Here is a 19,733-nt window from a genome sequence, read left to right on the forward strand (position 1 = left end):
AGCTTATTGCCTTTTATACTGCTAGGCTTTCATTAGCTCTAATCCAAAGTAAAACGCCTGTATCGTTACAGAGGTTAAGTTGAATATTTTTTTCCTCCGGAACAATACAAGCTGATGTCCTACATTCTCCATCCTTATTATAAGCGCATCCATGGCATTTACTCATTTGTATTCCTCCAATCCATTAATTCATCTTATGTTTACTTAGATTATACCCCTAGTTAAACGATGACTGACATCACATTGGCTTTGCTTTATTGTCCTATCATTGCCTATTGTCTGGGTTTATTTAGTAATTTGGAAGCTGGCATAATCTCGATTCCTTTTTCTTGTAAGTAAGGGAGCATCTGCTTGATAGCCTCGGCTGTTATTCTCCCTCCCTCAGGTCCTACATGACCAATTGCCACAGCACTTCCACTCTCTAATGCCACAACAGCTAATTTTTCAATCTGTCTCTTAATTGCCTCTACATTTTTCTCATTATCTAAAAATATAGCTCTTTCTAAAACCGGAACATTATATTGATCTGCAACTTCTTTGACTATGGATGTCTGACTTGTCTTGCTGTCAATCATATACATATCATTGGCCTTTAACACTTGCATGACTGCTTCCATAATCCTCTTGTCCTCTGTTATTTTTGACCCCATATGATTGTTTGCTCCTACGGCATACTGAACATCCTCTATGGCTTCTAAGACAATGCTATGTACCTCCTCTGAAGTTAGATTCGATGTAATGCCCCTGTCTCCTAACCACTTTGGATTTCCTTTTTTAGGTTCCATAGGAATATGTACAATCACTTCATGTCCAGCCTTATTAGCTCTTTTAGCTTCTTCTTGTGAGTATGGTAAAAAGGGAATGACTGCGAAGGTAAGGGGTTGGATAATGTTCATCATTTCATCAGTGCCGCTACCATTATTGCCAAAATCATCAATGACAATCGCGACGATCCCCTTTGTCTCTGCTACAGTCTCCTCAATTACACTTGCCTCTCTACTCATCCACAAGGGATTTTGCTCATTTCTTTGAATCCTCATTCCCCCAGTAAAAAAACCTAGCACAAGACAGGTTACAAGTATAAAATTTAAATTTTGTTTTGAAATGTAAAAAATATAGCCTTTTTTCTTCATTTCCACACCTCTTTCATTTTATAGATACTTTTCCAGTTTATTGAAGCATAAAATCACTTTAGATAAGGAATGCTACTACTGAAACTAAATTTTGCAAATGAAAGGAGTCTTTATATGTCTGAAGATAGAAATAATGATAGAAATCAAAACCGTACACAAGCATCTCATAGCTGGGTAGGGATTATATTAAGATTTGTAGTCTCTGCTATCGTCATTGCAGTTGCCGCCTTTTTAACACCAGGATTTAGAATAGAGGGTGTATGGGGGATTGTAGTAGCTGCTGCGGTTATTTCGATTGTCGACTACTTAATACAACGAGTTGTTGGATTTGATGCTTCGCCATTTGGTAAAGGCATCACAGGGTTTATTGTGGCCGCTATTGTGCTCTATGGCGCCCAGTTTATTGTTCCAGCCATGCGTGTTACATTCCTTGGAGCTATTCTAGGTGCAATTGTCATTGGTATTTTAGATATGATTATACCTGGTAAAACAATGTAATAGAAGCTAAAAGTATATCAACAGTTGCCTGTTGATATACTTTTTCTTATACACATTCAAGATCTTTTTTATCCACAATGCATTACCTGTTTTTCTTTATGATTTTTGGCTAATTCCTCAATTTAGGCAGTAAACCTGTATTTAACCAGAGTGTTATCCACATTGTCCACATATTTTATCCACAACCTAATGTGTCTCTTGAAAATACCTCTGGATTCCTATATACAGTGCCCATGCAACCCTTTGCTGGTATTGGGAATCATTAAGCAATTTTTCTTCCTTTGGATTAGATAAAAATCCACATTCTACTAACACTGTGGGTATCTCTAAATCTCTAATTAAGTAAATCCCCTCTTTTTCTAGTGCCACCCTTTTGTTGTTAGGATCTAGTACGTTTACTAATTCTTCCTGTAGAATTCCTGCTAACCTTTTTCCCATAGGGTTATTTTTTGGATAAAAAGTTTGTGCTCCAGAATATTGACTCTGGGTAAAGCTATTCACGTGAATCGTAATAAAGATGTCCGCTTGGCTTTCTTTTACAATCTTTTTCCGATTTTGTAAATCTTCATTTTTTTTCTTCCTCACCGTTCCACCCTCTGTGTATAAGCCTACGTCACTATCTCGCGTCATCAAAACAACGCTACCGCTTTGCTCTAAATACTCCCTTAAGTAACGTGCAATAGACAAATTAATATCTTTTTCGTTATTTCCCATACTACCAACCTTACCTGGGTCTATTCCACCATGTCCAGCATCTATGATCACGCCCTTTGCAGTACTAGGAATCACATTGGTTTCAATTACCTTGTCTCCTAAGTAAATCAACAACACAATTAAGGCCAGTATCCCGATTCCACCCCATATTAACCATTTTTTTTTGATAATCAACAGTCTCAAGCTCCGATTCCTCCATCCTTTCATTTATGATTATTCTTTTAAGGTATAGAGCCCCCTCTAATGTTAGGTGACATTTTCGAAATAAATTCCGCTACAATTTAGAGGGCGTGTATATTCTCTCTAAATTAAGTCTCATTTTATATATATGATCTTTTCTTTTCGTCCTATCACTTTTATCGTGATTTTATTTTGCTCAATGTAAAAACTTACTAAACGAAATCCACCACAGTTCATAAATATATAGTGGATTTTAAAATAATTGTATTTCTTACATGATCAAAGATAAACTAATGGAGAAAACAGAACATATGAGAGGAAGGTTAATAATGGAAAACAGAAAGGACAAGCAGAATATTTCAAACGAATTGGAACTGTTGAAGAAAGATAATGAGGAAATGCGTCTAAGATTATCTGCCATCGAATTATTGCTGGTGGATGAGAACAATGGAAGGTCTAAGGATCCTGACTTATCTAATGCAGTCCAAGGACTATCCACTCAGATTTCTTCACTGATACAAGATATCGACTCATTAAATGATTCCTTGTAGTCACCATTACTCTAGCTATTTTGAGTATAAAAAAAAGACTGTCTGTGACAGTCTTTTTTGAAAGTAAAATAATTATCTCTTTGAGAACTGAGGAGCTCTTCTTGCACCCTTAAGTCCATATTTCTTTCTTTCCTTCATTCTTGAATCTCTTGTCAAGTATCCGGCCTTCTTTAAAGCTGGTCTTAATTCATCATCAGCTTTAAGTAGTGCTCTAGCGATACCATGTCTTAATGCACCAGCTTGTCCGGTGTATCCTCCACCATTAACTGTTGCAAGCACATCAAATTGACTTAAAGTCTCTGTTAGTTCTAAGGGAAGTCTTACATCTCTTCTTAAAGTTTCATAATTGAAGTATTCTTCAATATTTCTTTTATTGATTGTAATATTTCCTTCACCTGGAACTAGTCTGACTCTAGCAATTGCGTTTTTTCGTCTTCCAGTTCCGTAGTAAGTTACTCTTGCCATGGATAATTCCTCCTTTCAACTGTGATCCTCGATTATAATTCTAAAGCTTGTGGTTGCTGTGCTTCGTGATCGTGATTCTCTCCTGCGTAAACCTTTAGCTTCTTAAGCATTTGTCTTCCTAATCTTGTCTTAGGAATCATCCCTTTTACAGCATGGTAAGTTAATAATTCTGGTTTTTCAGCAAGCATTCTTCTAAAAGAAATTTGCTTTAACCCACCTGGATGACCTGTATGATAAGTATAAGATTCTTGATCTAATTTCTTACCTGTTAGTACTACTTTTTCAGCATTTACAACAATTACAAAATCACCAGTGTCTACATGAGGTGTATATTCAGGCTTGTTCTTTCCAGTTAGGATTTTAGCGATTTCTGAAGAAAGTCTACCTAATGTCTTTCCTTCAGCATCGACTATAAACCATTTTCTTTCTACTTCATTTGTTTTCGCCATGTATGACTTCATCGTTTTCCCTCCTTATCAATTCTTAAAAAATAAATTTTATTTGTATTTATATTCTAGTGTCGTCAAGTTCTATATGTGTCGAGACCCGGGGCTTAGTGGATCTCTTTTTACACACTCCATCAAATTATAATACAATGTCCCTGGTGTGTCAAGGGGTAAAACACCTTTTGTAAATATAATCCTTGTGCCGGTGCTGTTTTCACTGCAACTCTTCGATTTTGTGTTTCTAGTATATTTTGTAAAGCTTCTTCCTTTATTTTACCTGTTCCGATTCCCACTAATGATCCAACAATAATCCGAACCATTTTATATAAAAAGCCATTTCCTTGCATGGTAATCCAAATTTGGCTACCTTGGGTGTCAAAGTTAATTTCATCAATCCTTCTTACTGTGGACTTCACCTGACTGCCACTGGCCATGAATCCTTTAAAGTCATGGGTTCCTAACAACGTTTCAGATGCCTGCTTCATTTTTTGTAGATCCAGTTTATAGGGAACATGATAGCAATAGTTTCGTAATAAAGCGCTCCCATGGGTATTATTCATAATGCAATACCCATATCGCTTCCCAATGGCGCTATATCGAGCGTGAAAGTCTTCTGGCATTTCCTTGGCCTCCAAAATTGTAATGTCCCTTGGCAATTTACCATTTAAAGCAAAGGAGATCCGCTCAGCAGGAATCTTAGAGTGTAGTTGAAAGCTGGCCACTTGACCTTGGGCATGAACCCCTGCATCGGTTCTTCCAGACCCATGGGTAGTGATCTCCTCACCAGTAACTTTTTTTAGTGCCTTGGCTATTTCCTCTTGAATACTAGGTGCATTCTGTTGAATCTGCCATCCACTATAATTTGTCCCATCATATTCGATTTCAATCATTATATTTCTCATTTGACACTTCACCCTATATCATTCGCGTATAAATTAATGTTAATAGTAATAATCCTGTTGTGACAAAGCCTAGTACATCTCCTTTGTCCATCTTTAATTGCTTCATTCGCGTACGACTTTCGCCTCCACGATAGCATCTTGCTTCCATGGCCATAGCCAATTCGTCTGCTCTTCTAAAGGCACTAATAAACAATGGTACCAGTAAAGGTACTAGGCTTTTAGCCCGCTTGATAATATTGCCACTCTCAAAATCAGCGCCCCTGGCCATCTGTGCCTTCATGATCTTATCCGTTTCTTCTAATAGAGTAGGAATAAATCGCAGTGCGATTGTCATCATCATGGCTAATTCATGAGCAGGTAAACCAATTCTTTTAAAGGGATTTAATAGATGCTCAATCCCATCGGTCAATGCAATGGGCGATGTTGTTAAGGTTAATAGCGATGTTCCCATGACCAGTAAAACTAATCTCAAGGCCATAAACAGTGCCTGATGAAGTCCCTCACTAGTGGCTACCAATGGTCCTAGCATGATGATTGGCTCTCCTCTAGTCATGAAAATATTGATAATAAAGGTAATCAAAATGATCACCCTCAAGGGTTTCAATCCCTTAAGCATATATTTTATGGGAATTTTAGAAATGACAATAGCACTGGCAACAAAGGCAACGATAAATGTATAGGCTATAAATTTATCAATAATAAAGAGCCCTACAATTAAGGCAAAGGTAATGAGTATTTTGGTTCTAGGGTCAAGCTTATGAATAAAAGATCCCGTTGGATAATGTTGTCCAATTGTAATATCTTTAAGCATCGTTTTGACTCCTTATCCATTTCAATATTTCCTCTTTAGCCTCTTCAACAGTTAAAATATCATCCCTCAAATGAACTCCTTGGTTCTTTAGGTTCTTCATGAGATATGTGATCTGGGGGACTCCTAATCCGATGGATTCTAATTTTTCTACTTCCTTAAAGACATCCCTTGGTCCACCACTTAAAACCACTTTGCCTTGATGCATTACAATAATGCGCTCCACTAGCTTTGCAACATCTTCCATACTGTGAGAGACTAAAATTACAGTATTCTGATATTGCTGATGAAGTAACTGAACCTGTTCAAGTATTTCATCCCGTGCCCTAGGGTCCAGCCCAGCTGTAGGCTCATCTAATATAAGTACCTCCGGCTTCATGGCTAATACACCAGCAATAGCAACTCTTCGTCGTTGTCCTCCACTTATTTCAAAGGGAGAGCGTTCCTTCAAGTCTTCATATGAAAGTTTAACTAAAGCCATTGACTCTTTTACACGATCCTCAATCTCACCATCTGAAAGCCCTAAGTTTATAGGACCAAATGCAATATCCTTGTATACTGTTTCTTCAAACAGTTGATGCTCCGGATATTGAAATACCAGTCCCACACGTTTTCTAACATCCTGAAGTTTTACACCTTTTTCGGTAATATCAAAGCCATTTATGATAATTTTACCTGAGCTAGGCTTTAATAAACCATTCAAGTGCTGAATTAAGGTGGATTTTCCTGAACCAGTATGACCGATCAAACCAATGAACTCTCCATCTTTAACTTCAAGTTCAATATTATCTAATGCTTTGGTTTCAAAAGGACTTCCTGGATTATATATATGGGTTAATCCTTGGATTTTAATTGACATAAATGCATCACCATCTCATCTACTGTTAATATATCCTTTGGAATTTGAATTCCCTCTTGAATTAATTCGTGTGCTAATTCACTTACCTGGGGAACATCTAATCCTAAAGACTTCAAGGTACTTACCTGAGAGAAAACTTCCTTCGGGGTTCCTTGTATGACTATTTTGCCAGCCTCCATTACGATCACACGATGGGCTCCTACTGCTTCTTCCATAAAGTGTGTAATGTGAACAATTGTAATATTCTCTTCTTGATTCAACTTATGAATTGTATTAATGACCTCTTTTCTACCAGAAGGGTCTAGCATAGCAGTAGGTTCATCAAATATGATACAATCAGGACGCATGGCAATCACACCTGCAATGGCAATACGCTGTTTTTGTCCTCCCGATAGTAGGTGGGGTCCTTTGTCTCTGAAGGCTGTCATATCGACAATTTTTAAAGCCTCATCCACTCTTCTGCAAATCTCTTCACGTTCTATTCCTAAGTTTTCAGGGCCAAATGCCACATCCTCTTCTACTATGGTTGCCACAATTTGATTATCGGGATTTTGGAAAACCATACCCGCACTCTGTCTAATGTTCCAAAGATTTTCTTCTTCCTTAGTGTTCATACCCTTTACCCTAACATCTCCCGCTGTGGGAAATAGTAGGGCATTCATATGTTTAGCTAAAGTTGACTTTCCGGAACCATTGTGTCCAATGACAACGACAAACTCACCTTGCTTAATATCTAGGTTCATCCCATTAATAGCAGAAACTTCTTCTTCTTCATTGTTTCTATATTTATATATCAAATCTTGTACTTCCACCATCTTACTCATGACTTGCTCCATCTCCTCTAAGCAAACAACATTAATTCAACTCACAGTATATTATAACTTATTTCACATGGTTTTACTATGAGTTTATAGCCAAAATGTCGCATTCTGTTGAGTGATAAAAAAACAGGGACTAAGCTTTAAAACTTAATCCCTCCCGTCTATATTTAGATTATACTAATTCAAGAATACAAACTTCAGCAGCATCGCCTTGTCTTGGTCCAAGTTTCATGATACGGGTGTATCCACCATTTCTATCTTGATATTTAGGTGCAATTTCCTCAAACAGGTTTGTAACAACTGTTTCTTCTGTCATATAAGCTAGTGCTTGTCTTCTAGCATGCAGATCTCCTCTTTTAGCAAGGGTGATCATTTTTTCAGCTGCTCTTCTTGTTTCTTTTGCCTTTGGTTCAGTTGTTTGGATTCGTCCGCTTTTAAACAAACTTGTTACTAAGTTTCTTAGCATTAAGTTTCTATGAGCGCTGTCACGTCCCAATTTACGATTTTGTGGCATGTCTATTCCTCCTTACTACTTCTTATTCATCACTGGGTCTTAGTCCAAGTCCTAGCTCTTCTAGCTTCTTATCCACTTCTTCAAGCGACTTCTTGCCTAAGTTTCTTACCTTCATCATATCTTCCTCTGACTTTAAGCTTAATTCCTCAACTGTATTGATGCCTGCCCGCTTCAGACAGTTATATGATCTAACAGAAAGGTCTAATTCTTCTATGGTCATTTCTAGAACCTTTTCCTTCTTGTCTTCTTCTTTTTGCACCATGATTTCAACGTCACTCACATCTTCTTTTAAAGTAATGAATAAATTTAAATGTTCACTCATTACCTTAGCAGCCAGTGAGATAGCTTCATCAGGTTTAATGCTTCCATCAGTAAAGACTTCAATTTCTAACTTATCATAGTCAGTTACCTGACCAACCCTTGTGTTACCTACAAAGTAGCTAACCTTTCTAACGGGAGTAAAAATTGAATCTACTGGAATCACACCTATTGGCATTCCAGCAGTCTTATTGTTTTCAGCTGAAACATATCCTCTACCCTTTGCAATATTAATTTCCATGTTAAGTTTGGAATTATCGTCTAAAGTAGCGATGTACATATCTGGATTTAAGACCTCCACATCAGCATCAGCAATGATATCCCCTGCTGTCACTGTACCAGGCCCTTCCATTTCAATACGAAGGGTTTTAGGCTCATTTCCGTCAATTCCGATGGATAGATCCTTTAAGTTTAAGATAATTTCTGTTACATCTTCTTTAACTCCTGGAATCGTTGAAAATTCGTGTAAAATCCCTTCAATCTTAACGGAAGTAACAGCAGCTCCAGGTAAAGATGACAACATAATCCTTCTCAATGAGTTTCCTAGGGTCGTTCCGTATCCTCTTTCTAAAGGTTCTACAACAAACTTCCCATAGGTACTATCATCACTGATTTCAAACACTTCTACTTTTGGCTTTTCCATTTCTATCATTGATTTGAACCCTCCCTTAAGATCTTCTCTATTATATCGAGGGCAACTGATTCTAATTTGATGATTACTTAGAGTATAGTTCTACAATAAGATTTTCTGAGATCGGTAAGTCGATGTCTTCTCTTGAAGGCATTGCAGCCACTTTTCCCTCTAGCTTTTCAGAATCAACTGTTAACCATGTTGGTACAGTTCCTTTGAAGTTTTCTTTCAATTCCTTGAACTTAGGTGAATTAGTAGACTTCTCCGATACTGCAACTGCATCTCCAGCCTTTACAAGGTAAGAAGGAATATCTACTTTCCCACCATTAACTGTAAAGTGACCATGTACAACCAATTGTCTTGCTTCTGCCCTAGAGGAAGCAAGTCCTAATCGATAAACAAGGTTATCTAAACGAGTCTCTAAGATTCTCAGTAAGTTTTCGCCAGTATTTCCAGCTTGCTTATCAGCCATGTCAAAATACTTTCTAAATTGAGATTCTAATACACCATAGAATCGCTTGGCTTTTTGCTTTTCTCTCAACTGAACCCCATAGTTTGAAAGCTTTTTCCTGCTTGTTCCATGTTGTCCAGGAGCAAAGTTTCTTTTTGTAATCGCACATTTATCTGTATAACATCTTTCGCCCTTTAGGTATAATTTCAAACCTTCTCGGCGACATAATCTACATACCGCATCTGTATATCTTGCCATTACTTACACCTCCTAATCTTCATTAAACTCTTCTACGTTTCGGTGGTCTACAACCGTTATGAGGAATTGGAGTTACGTCTTTAATTAAACTAACTTCCAAACCAGCTGCCTGCAAAGCACGAATAGCCGCTTCTCTACCTGCTCCTGGACCTTTAACGAATACTTCAATAGTTTTCAACCCATGCTCCATTGCACTTTTTGCAGCAGCTTCTGCGCACATTTGTGCAGCAAATGGAGTTGATTTTCTTGATCCTTTAAATCCTAATTGTCCCGCACAAGACCAACCAATTGTATTTCCTTGCATATCAGTTAGCGTAACAATAGAGTTGTTAAAGGTTGACTGAATGTGAGCTTGACCACGTTCTATATTTTTACGATCTTTTTTTCTACGAACGGTTTTTTTTCTTACTACTTTTGCCATCCTGTTCGTCCCTCCTTACTTCCTATTTTTTCTTTTTACGCCCAACAGTTCTCTTAGGACCTTTTCTCGTTCTTGCATTTGTTTTGGTCTTTTGACCTCTTACAGGTAATCCTTTAGTGTGACGAATTCCTCTATAGCATCTAATTTCTTTAAGACGCTTAATGTTTAAGGAAACCTCTCTTCTTAAGTCTCCCTCTACTTGATAATCTGCATCAATCAGCTTTCTTAGCTCATTTACTTCTTCTTCTGTTAAATCTTTAATTCTTGTGTCTACATTAATTCCTGTAGCAGCTAATATTTTGTTAGAAGTCTGTCTTCCGATACCAAATATATAAGTTAATCCAACTTCTACTCTTTTTTCTCTTGGTAAGTCAACACCTGCTATTCTTGCCATGTGGGTCTACACCTCCTAATTCTATCGTTTACCATCCATTATTTTACCCTAATCGTTCCCTAAAGTGAGCAACACATTTACATGATTACATCTATATGCTCAGTTCGATCGGAATTAAATCATACTGACTCAGCCGCCCCATCGAACTCATTGCCACAATATTGTATTATACTATAAAACAAGACAAATTACCAGTATTTTTTACTAGTTAGCCTTGCTTTTGTTTATGCTTAGGGTTTTCACAAATTACCATTACTTTCCCTTTTCGCTTGATAACCTTGCATTTTTCACAAATTGGTTTTACTGATGCTCTAACCTTCATTGTTATCCCTCCTCAACGACTTCCTACTTCTTACGCCATGTAATTCTACCACGAGTTAAGTCATAGGGAGACAATTCCACCGTTACTTTATCTCCTGGCAGGATTCTAATAAAGTGCATTCTTAATTTTCCTGAAAGATGAGCTAAAACAACATGACCGTTCTCTAGCTCTACTTGAAACGTGGCATTAGGTAATGCCTCTTTAATTACGCCTTCTACTTCAATTACATCTTCTTTTGACATTAAGCAATCAAACCTCCTCTTACATAACCCTAGGACTTTATTTTTACTCCTAGTCTTTCAAGCTCTCTTCTTATAAAGGCATTATTTATCTTTTTATTGTTTTCAACTCGTTCTTTTACTTCTTCAGATATAATGTTAAACTTAGCCACGTGTTTTTTCTTTTTCTTCTTCGGCCGATCAAGTCTTCTCAAGTCTCCATCAACCACAAGCACATGATCTTCATCAAGATGACCAATTACAATAAAAGGTTTCCCTTGATCTCGACCACTTAAAGATCTAACCACCTGACCAATGCCTATATCACTAAGTTCCACAGTGTCACCTCATTTACCTGAATTATATTATAGTGAGAATCTCAGGTTCTCCGTCCGTAATGGCTATGGTATGCTCATAATGGGCTGAGTATTCTCCATCTAATGTTACAACTGTCCAATCGTCTGAAAGCACCTTAACTTCGTAGGTCCCAATGTTAATCATTGGTTCTATCGCCAATACCATTCCGGCTTGTAACCTTGGTCCCTTACCTGGTGGTCCATAGTTTGGGATTTGCGGTTCTTCGTGCATCTTACTGCCGATGCCGTGTCCCACATAGTTTCGTACTACAGAAAATCCGTAGGACTCCACATAGCTTTGTATGGCATGAGATATATCTGAGAGCCGATAGCCCTCTTTAGCAAATTGAATTCCCTCATAAAAACTATGACGGGTTACGTCTATCAGTTTCTGGGGTTTTTCACTAAGATTTCCTACTCCGTGGGTTTTAGCAGCATCGCCGCAATAACCTTGATAGAATGCTCCGATATCTATACTAATAATATCACCATCTTCAAGTCGTTTTAATCCAGGGATTCCATGCACTACTTCGTGATTAACTGATGCACATATACTAGCCGGAAAACCACCATAACCCTTAAAGGCAGGTGTTGCCCCTCTGCTTATAATATGAGCCTCAGCAATTTCATCAAGCTCTTTTGTTGTTATGCCTGGCTTAATTGCTTCTTTTAGCAGTTCATGGGTTTCAGCAACAATTCTGCCAGCTTCACGCATGATTTCTATTTCTTGTCGAGACTTAAGATAGATCATAATTAATCTCTCCCTAAAGCTTCAACGATGTCTATAAAGACTTTTCCAATTTCTTGTTGCCCTTCAATTGTCACTAGCTGACCTTGCTTTAAATAATATTCAATTAAAGGCTCTGTTTCATCCAAATAAACTGAAATTCGTTTAGTAACAGTTTTCTCAGTGTCATCATCTCTCTGATACAGCTGTCCACCGCATTTATCACATTGATCCGCTTTAGTTGGCGGGTTAAATAATATATGGTAGGTAGCGCCACACTCTTTACACATTCTTCGTCCAACAGCTCGTTCCACTAAGGTTCCCTTAGGGACTTCGATGCTCACAACTTTGTCTAGGGTGACTCCCATTTTGTCCAGTACATCATCTAATGCTTTTGCTTGAACGACAGTTCTTGGAAAACCATCTAACAGAAAACCTTCTTGGCAGTCATCTTGCTGCAATCGATCTTCAACAATTGCAACAACAAGTTCATCTGGGACAAGCAATCCTTGGTCCATATATTCCTTTGCCTTATTCCCTAAGGCTGTACCCTGCTTAATATTAGATCTTAGCATATCACCGGTTGAAATATGTGGAATATGATACTTGTTTACAATCCCCGAAGCTTGAGTACCTTTGCCGGCACTCGGTGGTCCAAGTAAAAGCAATCTCATTTTACCATCTCCCGGTATAAAATTAGATTCAGGGGGTTAACCCCCCTTGATTCCTTTATTTTAAAAATCCTTGATAATGTCTCATTAACATTTGTGCTTCAACTTGCTTCATTGTTTCTAATGCAACCCCAACAACAATCAATAGTGCGGTACCACCAAATGCTGTTTGCATGCCAATTAATTGACTCAATGCGATTGGTAAGACTGCAATTGTCGCTAGGAAGCAAGCACCGGCTAATGTGATTCTTGTTAACACACGGTTTAGATAATCAGATGTTGGCTTTCCAGGTCTGATCCCAGGAATAAAACCTCCATTTTTCTTCATATTCGTTGCTACTTCAGCAGGATTAAATGTAACCGCTGTATAGAAATACGTGAAGAAAATAATTAATACTGCTTGCATCATGACATAAATAAATGTACCCATTCCTGTAGATGGTGTTAGGAAACGATTTACAAATCCTTCAAATCCACTTCCAGGAAAAAAGGAACCAACGATTTGTGGGAAGGATAATAGTGACATTGCAAAGATAACCGGAATTACCCCTGCTTGGTTCACTTTCAATGGAATATGTGAACTTTGTCCACCATACATTTTTCTTCCAACAACGCGCTTTGCATATTGTACTGGTATTTTTCTAACGCCTTCAGTAATCAATACAACAGCTGCGATAACAAGTACTGCAATCGCAAGAAATGCAATAATAGAAATGATTGAAATCTCACCCTGCTGTGCTAAAACGTAGGTTCTATACACACTGTCAGGAACACGAGAAACGATTCCTGCAAAGATGAGCAATGAAATTCCATTACCAATTCCTTTTTCTGTGATTTGCTCCCCTAACCACATTAGGAACGCGGTTCCTGCAGTCAAGGTTAAAATAACAACAATTATACTAAAAGCATCTGTTTGAATCAGTGCTTGTCTGAAAAGGCCAATACTAATTCCAGTTGCTTGGATTAGTGCTAACACCACCGTACCGTATCTTTGGTATTGAGCGATCTTCTTCCGTCCTTCTTCTCCTTCTTTTGACAATTCCTCTAAAGCTGGGATTGCAATCGTAAGAAGCTGCATAATAATTGAAGCAGTAATATAAGGTGTGATACTCAATGCAAAGATAGTCATGTTACCAAAAGCACCACCGGAAAATAAATCTAACAAAGAAAATAACTGTGCATTACCAACAATATTTCTTACTACCTCAATATCAATTCCTGGTACAGGAATCACTGAGCCAAGACGGAAAATGACTAGCATCATCATGGTGTAAAGAATCTTCCCTCTTAAATCTGGAATTTTCCAAGCATTTCTTAGGGTTGTTATCACCTTAAATCACCTCTGCCTTTCCTCCAGCAGCTTCAATTTTTTCAGCAGCTGACTTAGTGAACTTTTGGGCCTTAATTGTTAAGTTCTTCTCTAAGTTGCCATTGCCAAGGATCTTTACGCCATTCTTTTCTATTTGCTTGATTACGCCCATTTCCTTAAGGAATTCTGGGGTAATTGTTGTTCCGTCTTCGAACTTATTTAATACATCAACATTGACTTCATTGTACACTTTTGCAAATATATTTGTGAAACCTCGCTTAGGTAGTCTTCTAGCTAGAGGCATTTGTCCACCTTCGAAACCGATTCGTACGCCACCGCCACTTCTGGAATTTTGTCCGTTATGACCTCTACCAGCAGTTTTGCCATTACCAGTTGCACGACCTCTACCTTTTCTTTTTACTTCTTTTACTGCACCCTTAGCAGGTTTAAGCTCATGTAATTTCATGTCCACACCTCCTCAGTTCTTATTCAATCACTTGTACTAAGTGACTTACTTTATCGATCATTCCTCTTATCTGAGGATTATCTTTTTGTTCAACAACTTGCCCAATCTTTTTCAATCCTAAAGCTTCGAGATTTTGTCTCTGCTTCGGAAGTGTTCCTATTTTACTTTTAACTAATTTGATTTTAATTGTCTCTGCCATGGTTTCAACCCTCCTAACCTAAGAGTTCTTCCACTGATTTTCCTCTTAGCTTTGCTACATCTTCAGCTCTTTTAAGTTGTCTTAATCCGTCCATTGTAGCACTTACCATATTTCTAGAGTTGTTTGTTCCTAAAGACTTCGCTCTTACGTCTTTAATGCCTGCTAACTCTAAGACAGCACGAACAGGTCCACCAGCAATGATACCAGTACCTTCTTTCGCAGGCATAATCAATACATTTCCAGCTCCAAAATGACCAATTACTTCATGCGGAACTGTTGTGCCTACAGTTGGGACTAGAAGCAAGTTTTTCTTAGCAGCTTGGATTCCTTTGCGGATCGCATCTGGAATTTCCATTGCTTTACCTGTTCCAACTCCAACATGTCCGTTCTCGTCACCAACAACGACTAAAGCTGCGAATCTAAAGTTTCTACCACCTTTAACAACTTTAGTAACACGTCTTATATCAACCACTTGTTCTTTCATGTCAAGTTGATTTGCATCAATTCTTTTATTAAATTGCATTGATTTCCCTCCTTCTTTTTAGACTGTTTAGAACTTCAAGCCAGCTTCTCTAGCACCATCTGCTAAAGCCTTCACTCTACCGTGATAAATGTATCCTCCACGATCAAAAGTTACAGTACTAACTCCTTTTTCTAATGCTCTCTTACCAACTAATTCACCAACTAGCTTTGCAGCATCTTGATTGCCACTTGCTTCAACTTGTGACTTGATTGCTTCATCTAATGTTGAAGCAGCCACTAAAGTGATTCCAGCAACGTCATCGATGACTTGAGCATAGATATGATTTAAACTTCTATATACGTTCAATCTCGGACGCTGAGAGGTTCCAGTAATTTTATTACGGACTCTTTGATGACGACCTTGTCTATTTGTGTTTTTACTCACTTTCTTTAACACCTAAGCTCACTCCCTTCTATTACTTACCTGTCTTACCTTCCTTACGTCTAACGACTTCGCCCGCATAACGGACTCCTTTTCCCTTGTAAGGCTCAGGCTTTCTGTATTCTCTAATCTTAGCTGCAAAGTTTCCTACTTGTTGCTTATCGATTCCCTTTACGGTAACTTGGGTTTGAGAAGGTACTTCAATTGTTAATCCTTCTGGTTGATCAATCTCTACCGGATGTGAAAATCCTAAACTTAATACAAGCTTCTTTCCTTGCATTGTCGCTCTATATCCAACACCGACTAATTCTAGCTTTTTTTCATAACCCTTTGTTACGCCTTCAACCATGTTCGCAACAAGTGTTCTTGATAGTCCGTGTAATGACTTGTGTTTTTTATTCTCAGTTGGTCTAACAACATTAATCACATTTGCTTCTGTTTCAACTGTGATATCTCTGTGAATTTTCTCACTCAATTGACCATTAGGTCCCTTGACAGTCACGATGTTTTTTTCATCAACTGTTATTTCTACTCCCTGTGGAACTTCAATTGGTTTTAAACCTATTCTTGACATACTTGCACCTCCTTGTACGTGAATTGCGATTACCAGATGTATGCAATTACTTCTCCACCAACGCCTTCTTTTCTAGCAACTTTGTCAGTTGTGATTCCTTTTGATGTAGAGATAATCGCAATTCCTAGTCCACCTAATACTCTTGGGATTTCATCCCTTTTCGCATATACCTTTAATCCAGGCTTAGAAATTCTCTTAATGCCTGTAATTACACGTTCTTTACTTTGACCATATTTTAATTGTAATCTTAAGATTCCTTGTTTCCCATCTTCGATTACATCAAATCCCTTGATAAATCCTTCATTTAAAAGGATGTTCGCAATATCCTTCTTCATATTTGAAGCAGGTACATCTACCGTGTCATGCTTTACAGCACTTGCATTTCTAATACGTGTTAACATATCTGCAATTGGATCTGTCATCGTCATACTAAAACCCTCCTTCCTAATTCCTACCAGCTTGCTTTTCTGACACCTGGAATTTGTCCCTTATATGCTAATTCTCTAAAGCAGATACGGCAAACACCAAATTTTCTCAAGTAAGCATGAGGTCTCCCACAAATTTTACATCTACTATATTCTCTGGTACTATACTTTTGTGTTCTCGCTTGTTTAATTTTAAGAGATTTCTTAGCCACTAAATTTTCCCTCCTTACCCTACTTTGTAAAAGGCATTCCTAATAGTCTTAACAGTTCTCTTGACTCTTCATCAGAATTTGCAGTTGTAACGAGGATAATATCCATTCCTCGAACTTTATCAACTTTATCGTACTCGATTTCAGGGAAAATTAATTGTTCTTTAACCCCCAGGGCATAATTTCCTCTTCCATCAAAAGAATTAGGATTGACTCCTCTGAAGTCACGAACCCTTGGTAACGCAATATTAATTAGACGATCAGCAAATTCGTACATTTTTTCGCCTCGTAAAGTTGTTTTTGCTCCTACTGCCATTCCTTCTCTTACTTTGAAGTTCGCCACTGACTTCTTTGCTTTAGTGGTGATAGGCTTTTGTCCTGCAATGATACCAAGCTCTTTGACTGCAATTTCCAGTTCTTTTTGATTCTCTTTAGCTTGGCCTAGACCCATATTAATAATGATCTTTTCTAATCGGGGTATTTGCATAACACTTTTATATCCAAATTTCTCCATCATCGCTGGTGCAACTTCATTTCTATATTTATCTTTAATTCTAGCCATAATTAAACGTACCTCCCTTCATTAACCCTTGGATTAGTCTAAAACTTCTCCAGTCTTTTTACTTACTCTTACTTTTTCACCGTTTTCTAATACTTTATGTCCTGCTCTAACACCTTGGTTAGCTTTTTTATCCCAAAGTAAAACATTCGACACATGAATTGCTGCTTCTTGCTTTATAATTCCACCTTGTTGACTCTGTTGAGTCGGCTTTTGATGCTTTGTGACCATGTTGACACCTTCAACAATGATACGTTCTTTTTTAGGGATTGCGTGTAAAATCTTTCCCTTTTTGCCTTTATCTTTTCCACTAATTACAACTACTATATCGTCTTTTTTAACGTGCATTCGTAACACCTCCTCGACTATAATACTTCTGGAGCTAAGGATACGATCTTCATAAAGTCTCTATCTCTTAATTCTCTAGTTACCGGACCAAAGATACGTGTTCCCACCATTTGCTTGTCATCTTTGATTATAACCGCAGCATTTTCATCAAATTTAATGTAAGTTCCGTCTTTTCTTCTTGTAGTGCTGACTGTCCTTACAACAACCGCTTTAACAACTTCACCTTTTTTTACAACTCCGCCTGGTGTTGCACTTTTAACAGAACAAACAATTACATCTCCAACATTTGCGTATCTTCTCCTTGTTCCGCCTAATACGCGGATGCAAAGTAGTTCTTTCGCTCCTGAGTTATCTGCAACTTTTAATCTTGACTCTTGTTGAATCATTGCAATACCTCCCTTCCTGTTACTATCCTATTTAGCTTTTTGGACAATTTGAACTAATCTCCAACGCTTGTCTTTAGATAATGGCTTTGTTTCCATAATTTTTACTTTGTCACCAATTCCACATTCGTTTAGTTCATCATGAGTCTTAAACTTATTTGTTCTTTTCATAGCTTTTCCATAAAGGGGATGACGAACAAAGTCTTCTACTAAGACAACGACGGTTTTATCCATTTTATCGCTTACTACTCGACCGACTCTGGTTTTTCTAGATCCTCTTTCCATGAGATTGGCCTCCCTTCTTACTCTAATTTATATTACGCTCTCACTTGCTTGAGTTCATTTTCTCTTAGAATTGTTTTTAAACGAGCAATGTCCTTACGAACATTTCTGATTCTTAGAGGGTTTTCAAGCTGGCCTGTTGCTAATTGAAAACGTAAGTTAAACAATTCACTTTTAAGATCCGATAATTTTTGGTTTAATTCTACATCTGTCATATCTCTTAATTCATTAGTTTTCATCAGCTTCACCACCCTTTACTTCTTGTTCTTGTCGTGTTACAAACTTTGTTTTAATTGGTAGCTTATGCATTGCAAGTCTTAAGGCTTCTCTTGCCTTATCTTCAGGTACTCCTGCTAGTTCAAACATGATTCTACCTGGCTTTACAACTGCTACCCAGAATTCTGGTGAACCTTTTCCGGCACCCATTCGTGTTTCAGCTGGTTTCTTTGTTACAGGCTTATGAGGGAAAATTTTGATCCAAACTTTACCCCCTCTTTTAATAGATCTTGTCATAGCAATACGTGCCGCTTCTATTTGATTGGAAGTGATCCATGCTGGTTCAAGAGCCATTAACCCATATTCACCATATGTTACTTTATTTCCCTTAGTCGCTTGACCAGTCATTCTACCTCTGTGCACGCGACGACGCTTTACTCTCTTTGGCATTAACATGAACGATTCCTCCTTTCCTTCGAATATGTCAATTACTTAGCTTCTCTTCTTCTACCTCTACTGTTATCAGCCGTTTCATTGTTTGTTTCTTCATTTTTACCTTTAGTCGGTAGTATTTCACCTTTGTAGATCCATACTTTGATTCCTAATTTACCGTAGGTTGTATCTGCTTCAGCAAATCCGTAATCAATGTCCGCACGCAATGTATGCAGTGGTACATTTCCTTCACTGTATCCTTCGGTACGGGCCATATCTGCTCCACCAAGTCTTCCAGCAGTTGAAACCTTGATTCCTTTTGCTCCTGCTCTCATTGCTCTTTGCATCGCTTGCTTCATCGCTCTTCTAAAAGAAACTCTTCTCTCTAATGAAAAAGCAATATTCTCAGCTACTAGTTGTGACTCAACCTCTGGTCGTTTCACCTCTACTACATTGACAATGACAGTTTTCTTAGTCATTTTTTCTAACTCTTTACGTAACTCTTCTACGCCGATTCCACCTTTTCCAATTACCATTCCTGGCTTGGCTGTGTGGACATTAATTTTAACTCTATTATTAGCTGCTCTTTCAGTTTCAATTTTATTGATTCCTGACAAAAACAGCTTTTTCTTTACAAATTTTCGGATGCTATGGTCTTCAATCAAATAATCTGAGAAGTCTCTTTTGTTGGCATACCATTTAGCATCCCAGTCCTTAATGACTCCGACCCTCAGACCGTGAGGATTTACTTTTTGACCCATATTATTCC

The 19,733-nt window shown here is 37.9% G+C and carries 36 protein-coding genes; 2 read left to right on the forward strand and 34 right to left on the reverse strand.

Annotated elements, in window-relative coordinates; genetic code table 11:
• Positions 1-13 precede the first annotated feature (13 nt).
• On the reverse strand, positions 14-166 hold the full coding sequence (locus tag AMET_RS26075) for a hypothetical protein (RefSeq protein WP_157047334.1): 153 nt from the start codon (positions 164-166) through the stop codon (positions 14-16).
• 106 nt (positions 167-272) lie between these two features.
• Positions 273-1,133 carry a divergent polysaccharide deacetylase family protein gene (locus tag AMET_RS22175; RefSeq protein ID WP_012065402.1) on the reverse strand — a complete coding sequence of 287 codons (861 nt, stop codon included), beginning with the start codon at positions 1,131-1,133 and terminating at the stop codon, positions 273-275.
• 114 nt (positions 1,134-1,247) lie between these two features.
• Here AMET_RS22175 and AMET_RS22180 point away from each other — a divergent pair, with 114 nt between their 5' ends.
• Entirely contained in the window at positions 1,248-1,631 is a 384-nt protein-coding gene (locus AMET_RS22180; protein WP_012065403.1) for a phage holin family protein, read from the forward strand.
• 186 nt (positions 1,632-1,817) lie between these two features.
• Here the strand turns inward: AMET_RS22180 and cwlD are convergent, their stop codons facing one another.
• Positions 1,818-2,552, reverse strand: coding sequence for an N-acetylmuramoyl-L-alanine amidase CwlD (cwlD, locus tag AMET_RS22185; protein ID WP_157047335.1), 735 nt, complete (start codon positions 2,550-2,552; stop codon positions 1,818-1,820).
• Positions 2,553-2,854: 302 nt separating this feature from the next.
• On the opposite strand from cwlD, the gene AMET_RS22190 reads away from it, so the two are divergent.
• Positions 2,855-3,076, forward strand: a complete 222-nt coding sequence (locus AMET_RS22190) for a hypothetical protein (protein WP_041721234.1) — start codon at positions 2,855-2,857, stop codon at positions 3,074-3,076.
• Between the two features lie 72 nt (positions 3,077-3,148).
• On the opposite strand, the gene rpsI is transcribed toward AMET_RS22190, so the two are convergent.
• The 31 genes from rpsI to rpsC all read right to left on the reverse strand — a co-directional run bounded on the left by rpsI (position 3,149) and on the right by rpsC (position 19,725).
• Positions 3,149-3,541 (reverse strand): 30S ribosomal protein S9, encoded by a 393-nt coding sequence (rpsI, locus tag AMET_RS22195; protein WP_012065406.1) that lies wholly within the window; start codon positions 3,539-3,541, stop codon positions 3,149-3,151.
• A 32-nt stretch (positions 3,542-3,573) separates the two neighbouring features.
• Positions 3,574-4,002, reverse strand: coding sequence for a 50S ribosomal protein L13 (gene rplM, locus AMET_RS22200; RefSeq protein WP_012065407.1), 429 nt, complete (start codon positions 4,000-4,002; stop codon positions 3,574-3,576).
• A gap of 119 nt (positions 4,003-4,121) precedes the next feature.
• Positions 4,122-4,889, reverse strand: a complete 768-nt coding sequence (gene truA / locus AMET_RS22205) for a tRNA pseudouridine(38-40) synthase TruA (protein WP_012065408.1) — start codon at positions 4,887-4,889, stop codon at positions 4,122-4,124.
• A 13-nt stretch (positions 4,890-4,902) separates the two neighbouring features.
• Positions 4,903-5,700 (reverse strand): energy-coupling factor transporter transmembrane component T family protein, encoded by a 798-nt coding sequence (locus AMET_RS22210; RefSeq protein ID WP_012065409.1) that lies wholly within the window; start codon positions 5,698-5,700, stop codon positions 4,903-4,905.
• Positions 5,693-6,556 carry an energy-coupling factor transporter ATPase gene (locus tag AMET_RS22215; protein WP_012065410.1) on the reverse strand — a complete coding sequence of 288 codons (864 nt, stop codon included), beginning with the start codon at positions 6,554-6,556 and terminating at the stop codon, positions 5,693-5,695. The genes AMET_RS22210 and AMET_RS22215 overlap by 8 nt, the downstream gene beginning before the upstream one ends.
• Positions 6,532-7,380 carry an energy-coupling factor transporter ATPase gene (locus tag AMET_RS22220; protein ID WP_012065411.1) on the reverse strand — a complete coding sequence of 283 codons (849 nt, stop codon included), beginning with the start codon at positions 7,378-7,380 and terminating at the stop codon, positions 6,532-6,534. The genes AMET_RS22215 and AMET_RS22220 overlap by 25 nt, the downstream gene beginning before the upstream one ends.
• A 169-nt stretch (positions 7,381-7,549) precedes the next feature.
• Entirely contained in the window at positions 7,550-7,891 is a 342-nt protein-coding gene (gene rplQ, locus AMET_RS22225) for a 50S ribosomal protein L17 (protein WP_012065412.1), read from the reverse strand.
• Between the two features lie 22 nt (positions 7,892-7,913).
• Entirely contained in the window at positions 7,914-8,861 is a 948-nt protein-coding gene (locus AMET_RS22230; RefSeq protein WP_012065413.1) for a DNA-directed RNA polymerase subunit alpha, read from the reverse strand.
• Between the two features lie 64 nt (positions 8,862-8,925).
• Positions 8,926-9,549 carry a 30S ribosomal protein S4 gene (gene rpsD, locus AMET_RS22235; RefSeq protein ID WP_012065414.1) on the reverse strand — a complete coding sequence of 208 codons (624 nt, stop codon included), beginning with the start codon at positions 9,547-9,549 and terminating at the stop codon, positions 8,926-8,928.
• 22 nt (positions 9,550-9,571) lie between these two features.
• On the reverse strand, positions 9,572-9,970 hold the full coding sequence (gene rpsK / locus AMET_RS22240) for a 30S ribosomal protein S11 (protein ID WP_012065415.1): 399 nt from the start codon (positions 9,968-9,970) through the stop codon (positions 9,572-9,574).
• A gap of 22 nt (positions 9,971-9,992) precedes the next feature.
• Positions 9,993-10,364, reverse strand: a complete 372-nt coding sequence (gene rpsM, locus AMET_RS22245) for a 30S ribosomal protein S13 (RefSeq protein ID WP_012065416.1) — start codon at positions 10,362-10,364, stop codon at positions 9,993-9,995.
• Between the two features lie 208 nt (positions 10,365-10,572).
• Positions 10,573-10,686 (reverse strand): 50S ribosomal protein L36, encoded by a 114-nt coding sequence (gene rpmJ / locus AMET_RS22250; protein ID WP_010095733.1) that lies wholly within the window; start codon positions 10,684-10,686, stop codon positions 10,573-10,575.
• 23 nt (positions 10,687-10,709) lie between these two features.
• Positions 10,710-10,928, reverse strand: a complete 219-nt coding sequence (gene infA, locus AMET_RS22255) for a translation initiation factor IF-1 (RefSeq protein WP_012065417.1) — start codon at positions 10,926-10,928, stop codon at positions 10,710-10,712.
• Positions 10,929-10,957: 29 nt separating this feature from the next.
• Positions 10,958-11,242 (reverse strand): KOW domain-containing RNA-binding protein, encoded by a 285-nt coding sequence (locus AMET_RS22260; protein WP_012065418.1) that lies wholly within the window; start codon positions 11,240-11,242, stop codon positions 10,958-10,960.
• Positions 11,243-11,264: 22 nt separating this feature from the next.
• Positions 11,265-12,011 carry a type I methionyl aminopeptidase gene (gene map / locus AMET_RS22265; protein WP_012065419.1) on the reverse strand — a complete coding sequence of 249 codons (747 nt, stop codon included), beginning with the start codon at positions 12,009-12,011 and terminating at the stop codon, positions 11,265-11,267.
• Between the two features lie 2 nt (positions 12,012-12,013).
• Positions 12,014-12,661 carry an adenylate kinase gene (locus tag AMET_RS22270; protein ID WP_012065420.1) on the reverse strand — a complete coding sequence of 216 codons (648 nt, stop codon included), beginning with the start codon at positions 12,659-12,661 and terminating at the stop codon, positions 12,014-12,016.
• A gap of 55 nt (positions 12,662-12,716) precedes the next feature.
• Complete coding sequence (gene secY / locus AMET_RS22275; protein ID WP_012065421.1) at positions 12,717-13,988, reverse strand: preprotein translocase subunit SecY; 1,272 nt, start codon at positions 13,986-13,988, stop codon at positions 12,717-12,719.
• Between the two features lies 1 nt (position 13,989).
• Complete coding sequence (gene rplO, locus AMET_RS22280; RefSeq protein WP_012065422.1) at positions 13,990-14,433, reverse strand: 50S ribosomal protein L15; 444 nt, start codon at positions 14,431-14,433, stop codon at positions 13,990-13,992.
• Positions 14,434-14,452: 19 nt separating this feature from the next.
• A complete protein-coding gene (gene rpmD / locus AMET_RS22285) occupies positions 14,453-14,632 on the reverse strand; it encodes a 50S ribosomal protein L30 (RefSeq protein ID WP_012065423.1) in 180 nt (59 codons plus the stop codon).
• A gap of 13 nt (positions 14,633-14,645) precedes the next feature.
• A complete protein-coding gene (rpsE, locus tag AMET_RS22290) occupies positions 14,646-15,155 on the reverse strand; it encodes a 30S ribosomal protein S5 (RefSeq protein ID WP_012065424.1) in 510 nt (169 codons plus the stop codon).
• A 27-nt stretch (positions 15,156-15,182) separates the two neighbouring features.
• On the reverse strand, positions 15,183-15,551 hold the full coding sequence (gene rplR, locus AMET_RS22295; RefSeq protein WP_012065425.1) for a 50S ribosomal protein L18: 369 nt from the start codon (positions 15,549-15,551) through the stop codon (positions 15,183-15,185).
• 19 nt (positions 15,552-15,570) lie between these two features.
• Complete coding sequence (gene rplF / locus AMET_RS22300; RefSeq protein WP_012065426.1) at positions 15,571-16,110, reverse strand: 50S ribosomal protein L6; 540 nt, start codon at positions 16,108-16,110, stop codon at positions 15,571-15,573.
• Positions 16,111-16,139: 29 nt separating this feature from the next.
• A complete protein-coding gene (gene rpsH / locus AMET_RS22305) occupies positions 16,140-16,538 on the reverse strand; it encodes a 30S ribosomal protein S8 (protein WP_012065427.1) in 399 nt (132 codons plus the stop codon).
• 23 nt (positions 16,539-16,561) lie between these two features.
• Positions 16,562-16,747 (reverse strand): type Z 30S ribosomal protein S14, encoded by a 186-nt coding sequence (locus tag AMET_RS22310; protein WP_012065428.1) that lies wholly within the window; start codon positions 16,745-16,747, stop codon positions 16,562-16,564.
• A gap of 19 nt (positions 16,748-16,766) precedes the next feature.
• Positions 16,767-17,306 carry a 50S ribosomal protein L5 gene (gene rplE, locus AMET_RS22315; protein ID WP_012065429.1) on the reverse strand — a complete coding sequence of 180 codons (540 nt, stop codon included), beginning with the start codon at positions 17,304-17,306 and terminating at the stop codon, positions 16,767-16,769.
• A 33-nt stretch (positions 17,307-17,339) separates the two neighbouring features.
• Positions 17,340-17,651 (reverse strand): 50S ribosomal protein L24, encoded by a 312-nt coding sequence (gene rplX / locus AMET_RS22320; protein WP_012065430.1) that lies wholly within the window; start codon positions 17,649-17,651, stop codon positions 17,340-17,342.
• A 17-nt stretch (positions 17,652-17,668) separates the two neighbouring features.
• The gene (gene rplN, locus AMET_RS22325; RefSeq protein WP_012065431.1) at positions 17,669-18,037 is read right to left on the reverse strand and encodes a 50S ribosomal protein L14; all 369 of its coding nucleotides are present in this window, start codon (positions 18,035-18,037) and stop codon (positions 17,669-17,671) included.
• A 27-nt stretch (positions 18,038-18,064) separates the two neighbouring features.
• Positions 18,065-18,319 (reverse strand): 30S ribosomal protein S17, encoded by a 255-nt coding sequence (rpsQ, locus tag AMET_RS22330; protein ID WP_012065432.1) that lies wholly within the window; start codon positions 18,317-18,319, stop codon positions 18,065-18,067.
• Between the two features lie 32 nt (positions 18,320-18,351).
• Positions 18,352-18,555 carry a 50S ribosomal protein L29 gene (rpmC, locus tag AMET_RS22335; protein ID WP_012065433.1) on the reverse strand — a complete coding sequence of 68 codons (204 nt, stop codon included), beginning with the start codon at positions 18,553-18,555 and terminating at the stop codon, positions 18,352-18,354.
• Positions 18,545-18,988, reverse strand: coding sequence for a 50S ribosomal protein L16 (gene rplP, locus AMET_RS22340; protein ID WP_012065434.1), 444 nt, complete (start codon positions 18,986-18,988; stop codon positions 18,545-18,547). Before rplP ends, rpmC begins: the two co-directional genes overlap by 11 nt.
• Before the next feature lie 32 nt (positions 18,989-19,020).
• Positions 19,021-19,725: a 30S ribosomal protein S3 gene (gene rpsC, locus AMET_RS22345; RefSeq protein WP_012065435.1), complete on the reverse strand. Its 705-nt coding sequence runs from the start codon at positions 19,723-19,725 to the stop codon at positions 19,021-19,023.
• Positions 19,726-19,733 lie beyond the last annotated feature (8 nt).

This window comes from Alkaliphilus metalliredigens QYMF, assembly GCF_000016985.1.
Taxonomy (GTDB): domain Bacteria; phylum Bacillota; class Clostridia; order Peptostreptococcales; family Natronincolaceae; genus Alkaliphilus_A; species Alkaliphilus_A metalliredigens.

Excerpts from the sequence above, each read along its gene's own strand:
- AMET_RS26075 (WP_157047334.1), bottom strand. The coding sequence starts at position 166 with ATGAGTAAATGCCATGGATGCGCTTATAATAAGGATGGAGAATGTAGG.
- AMET_RS22175 (WP_012065402.1), bottom strand. The coding sequence starts at position 1,133 with ATGAAGAAAAAAGGCTATATTTTTTACATTTCAAAACAAAATTTAAAT.
- AMET_RS22180 (WP_012065403.1), top strand. The coding sequence starts at position 1,248 with ATGTCTGAAGATAGAAATAATGATAGAAATCAAAACCGTACACAAGCA.
- cwlD (WP_157047335.1), bottom strand. The coding sequence starts at position 2,552 with ATGAAAGGATGGAGGAATCGGAGCTTGAGACTGTTGATTATCAAAAAA.
- AMET_RS22190 (WP_041721234.1), top strand. The coding sequence starts at position 2,855 with ATGGAAAACAGAAAGGACAAGCAGAATATTTCAAACGAATTGGAACTG.
- rpsI (WP_012065406.1), bottom strand. The coding sequence starts at position 3,541 with ATGGCAAGAGTAACTTACTACGGAACTGGAAGACGAAAAAACGCAATT.
- rplM (WP_012065407.1), bottom strand. The coding sequence starts at position 4,002 with ATGAAGTCATACATGGCGAAAACAAATGAAGTAGAAAGAAAATGGTTT.
- truA (WP_012065408.1), bottom strand. The coding sequence starts at position 4,889 with ATGAGAAATATAATGATTGAAATCGAATATGATGGGACAAATTATAGT.
- AMET_RS22210 (WP_012065409.1), bottom strand. The coding sequence starts at position 5,700 with ATGCTTAAAGATATTACAATTGGACAACATTATCCAACGGGATCTTTT.
- AMET_RS22215 (WP_012065410.1), bottom strand. The coding sequence starts at position 6,556 with ATGTCAATTAAAATCCAAGGATTAACCCATATATATAATCCAGGAAGT.
- AMET_RS22220 (WP_012065411.1), bottom strand. The coding sequence starts at position 7,380 with ATGAGTAAGATGGTGGAAGTACAAGATTTGATATATAAATATAGAAAC.
- rplQ (WP_012065412.1), bottom strand. The coding sequence starts at position 7,891 with ATGCCACAAAATCGTAAATTGGGACGTGACAGCGCTCATAGAAACTTA.
- AMET_RS22230 (WP_012065413.1), bottom strand. The coding sequence starts at position 8,861 with ATGATAGAAATGGAAAAGCCAAAAGTAGAAGTGTTTGAAATCAGTGAT.
- rpsD (WP_012065414.1), bottom strand. The coding sequence starts at position 9,549 with ATGGCAAGATATACAGATGCGGTATGTAGATTATGTCGCCGAGAAGGT.
- rpsK (WP_012065415.1), bottom strand. The coding sequence starts at position 9,970 with ATGGCAAAAGTAGTAAGAAAAAAAACCGTTCGTAGAAAAAAAGATCGT.
- rpsM (WP_012065416.1), bottom strand. The coding sequence starts at position 10,364 with ATGGCAAGAATAGCAGGTGTTGACTTACCAAGAGAAAAAAGAGTAGAA.
- rpmJ (WP_010095733.1), bottom strand. The coding sequence starts at position 10,686 with ATGAAGGTTAGAGCATCAGTAAAACCAATTTGTGAAAAATGCAAGGTT.
- infA (WP_012065417.1), bottom strand. The coding sequence starts at position 10,928 with ATGTCAAAAGAAGATGTAATTGAAGTAGAAGGCGTAATTAAAGAGGCA.
- map (WP_012065419.1), bottom strand. The coding sequence starts at position 12,011 with ATGATCTATCTTAAGTCTCGACAAGAAATAGAAATCATGCGTGAAGCT.
- AMET_RS22270 (WP_012065420.1), bottom strand. The coding sequence starts at position 12,661 with ATGAGATTGCTTTTACTTGGACCACCGAGTGCCGGCAAAGGTACTCAA.
- rplO (WP_012065422.1), bottom strand. The coding sequence starts at position 14,433 with ATGAAATTACATGAGCTTAAACCTGCTAAGGGTGCAGTAAAAGAAGTA.
- rpmD (WP_012065423.1), bottom strand. The coding sequence starts at position 14,632 with ATGGCAGAGACAATTAAAATCAAATTAGTTAAAAGTAAAATAGGAACA.
- rpsE (WP_012065424.1), bottom strand. The coding sequence starts at position 15,155 with ATGCAATTTAATAAAAGAATTGATGCAAATCAACTTGACATGAAAGAA.
- rplF (WP_012065426.1), bottom strand. The coding sequence starts at position 16,110 with ATGTCAAGAATAGGTTTAAAACCAATTGAAGTTCCACAGGGAGTAGAA.
- rpsH (WP_012065427.1), bottom strand. The coding sequence starts at position 16,538 with ATGACGATGACAGATCCAATTGCAGATATGTTAACACGTATTAGAAAT.
- rplE (WP_012065429.1), bottom strand. The coding sequence starts at position 17,306 with ATGGCTAGAATTAAAGATAAATATAGAAATGAAGTTGCACCAGCGATG.
- rplX (WP_012065430.1), bottom strand. The coding sequence starts at position 17,651 with ATGCACGTTAAAAAAGACGATATAGTAGTTGTAATTAGTGGAAAAGAT.
- rplN (WP_012065431.1), bottom strand. The coding sequence starts at position 18,037 with ATGATTCAACAAGAGTCAAGATTAAAAGTTGCAGATAACTCAGGAGCG.
- rpsQ (WP_012065432.1), bottom strand. The coding sequence starts at position 18,319 with ATGGAAAGAGGATCTAGAAAAACCAGAGTCGGTCGAGTAGTAAGCGAT.
- rpmC (WP_012065433.1), bottom strand. The coding sequence starts at position 18,555 with ATGAAAACTAATGAATTAAGAGATATGACAGATGTAGAATTAAACCAA.
- rplP (WP_012065434.1), bottom strand. The coding sequence starts at position 18,988 with ATGTTAATGCCAAAGAGAGTAAAGCGTCGTCGCGTGCACAGAGGTAGA.
- rpsC (WP_012065435.1), bottom strand. The coding sequence starts at position 19,725 with ATGGGTCAAAAAGTAAATCCTCACGGTCTGAGGGTCGGAGTCATTAAG.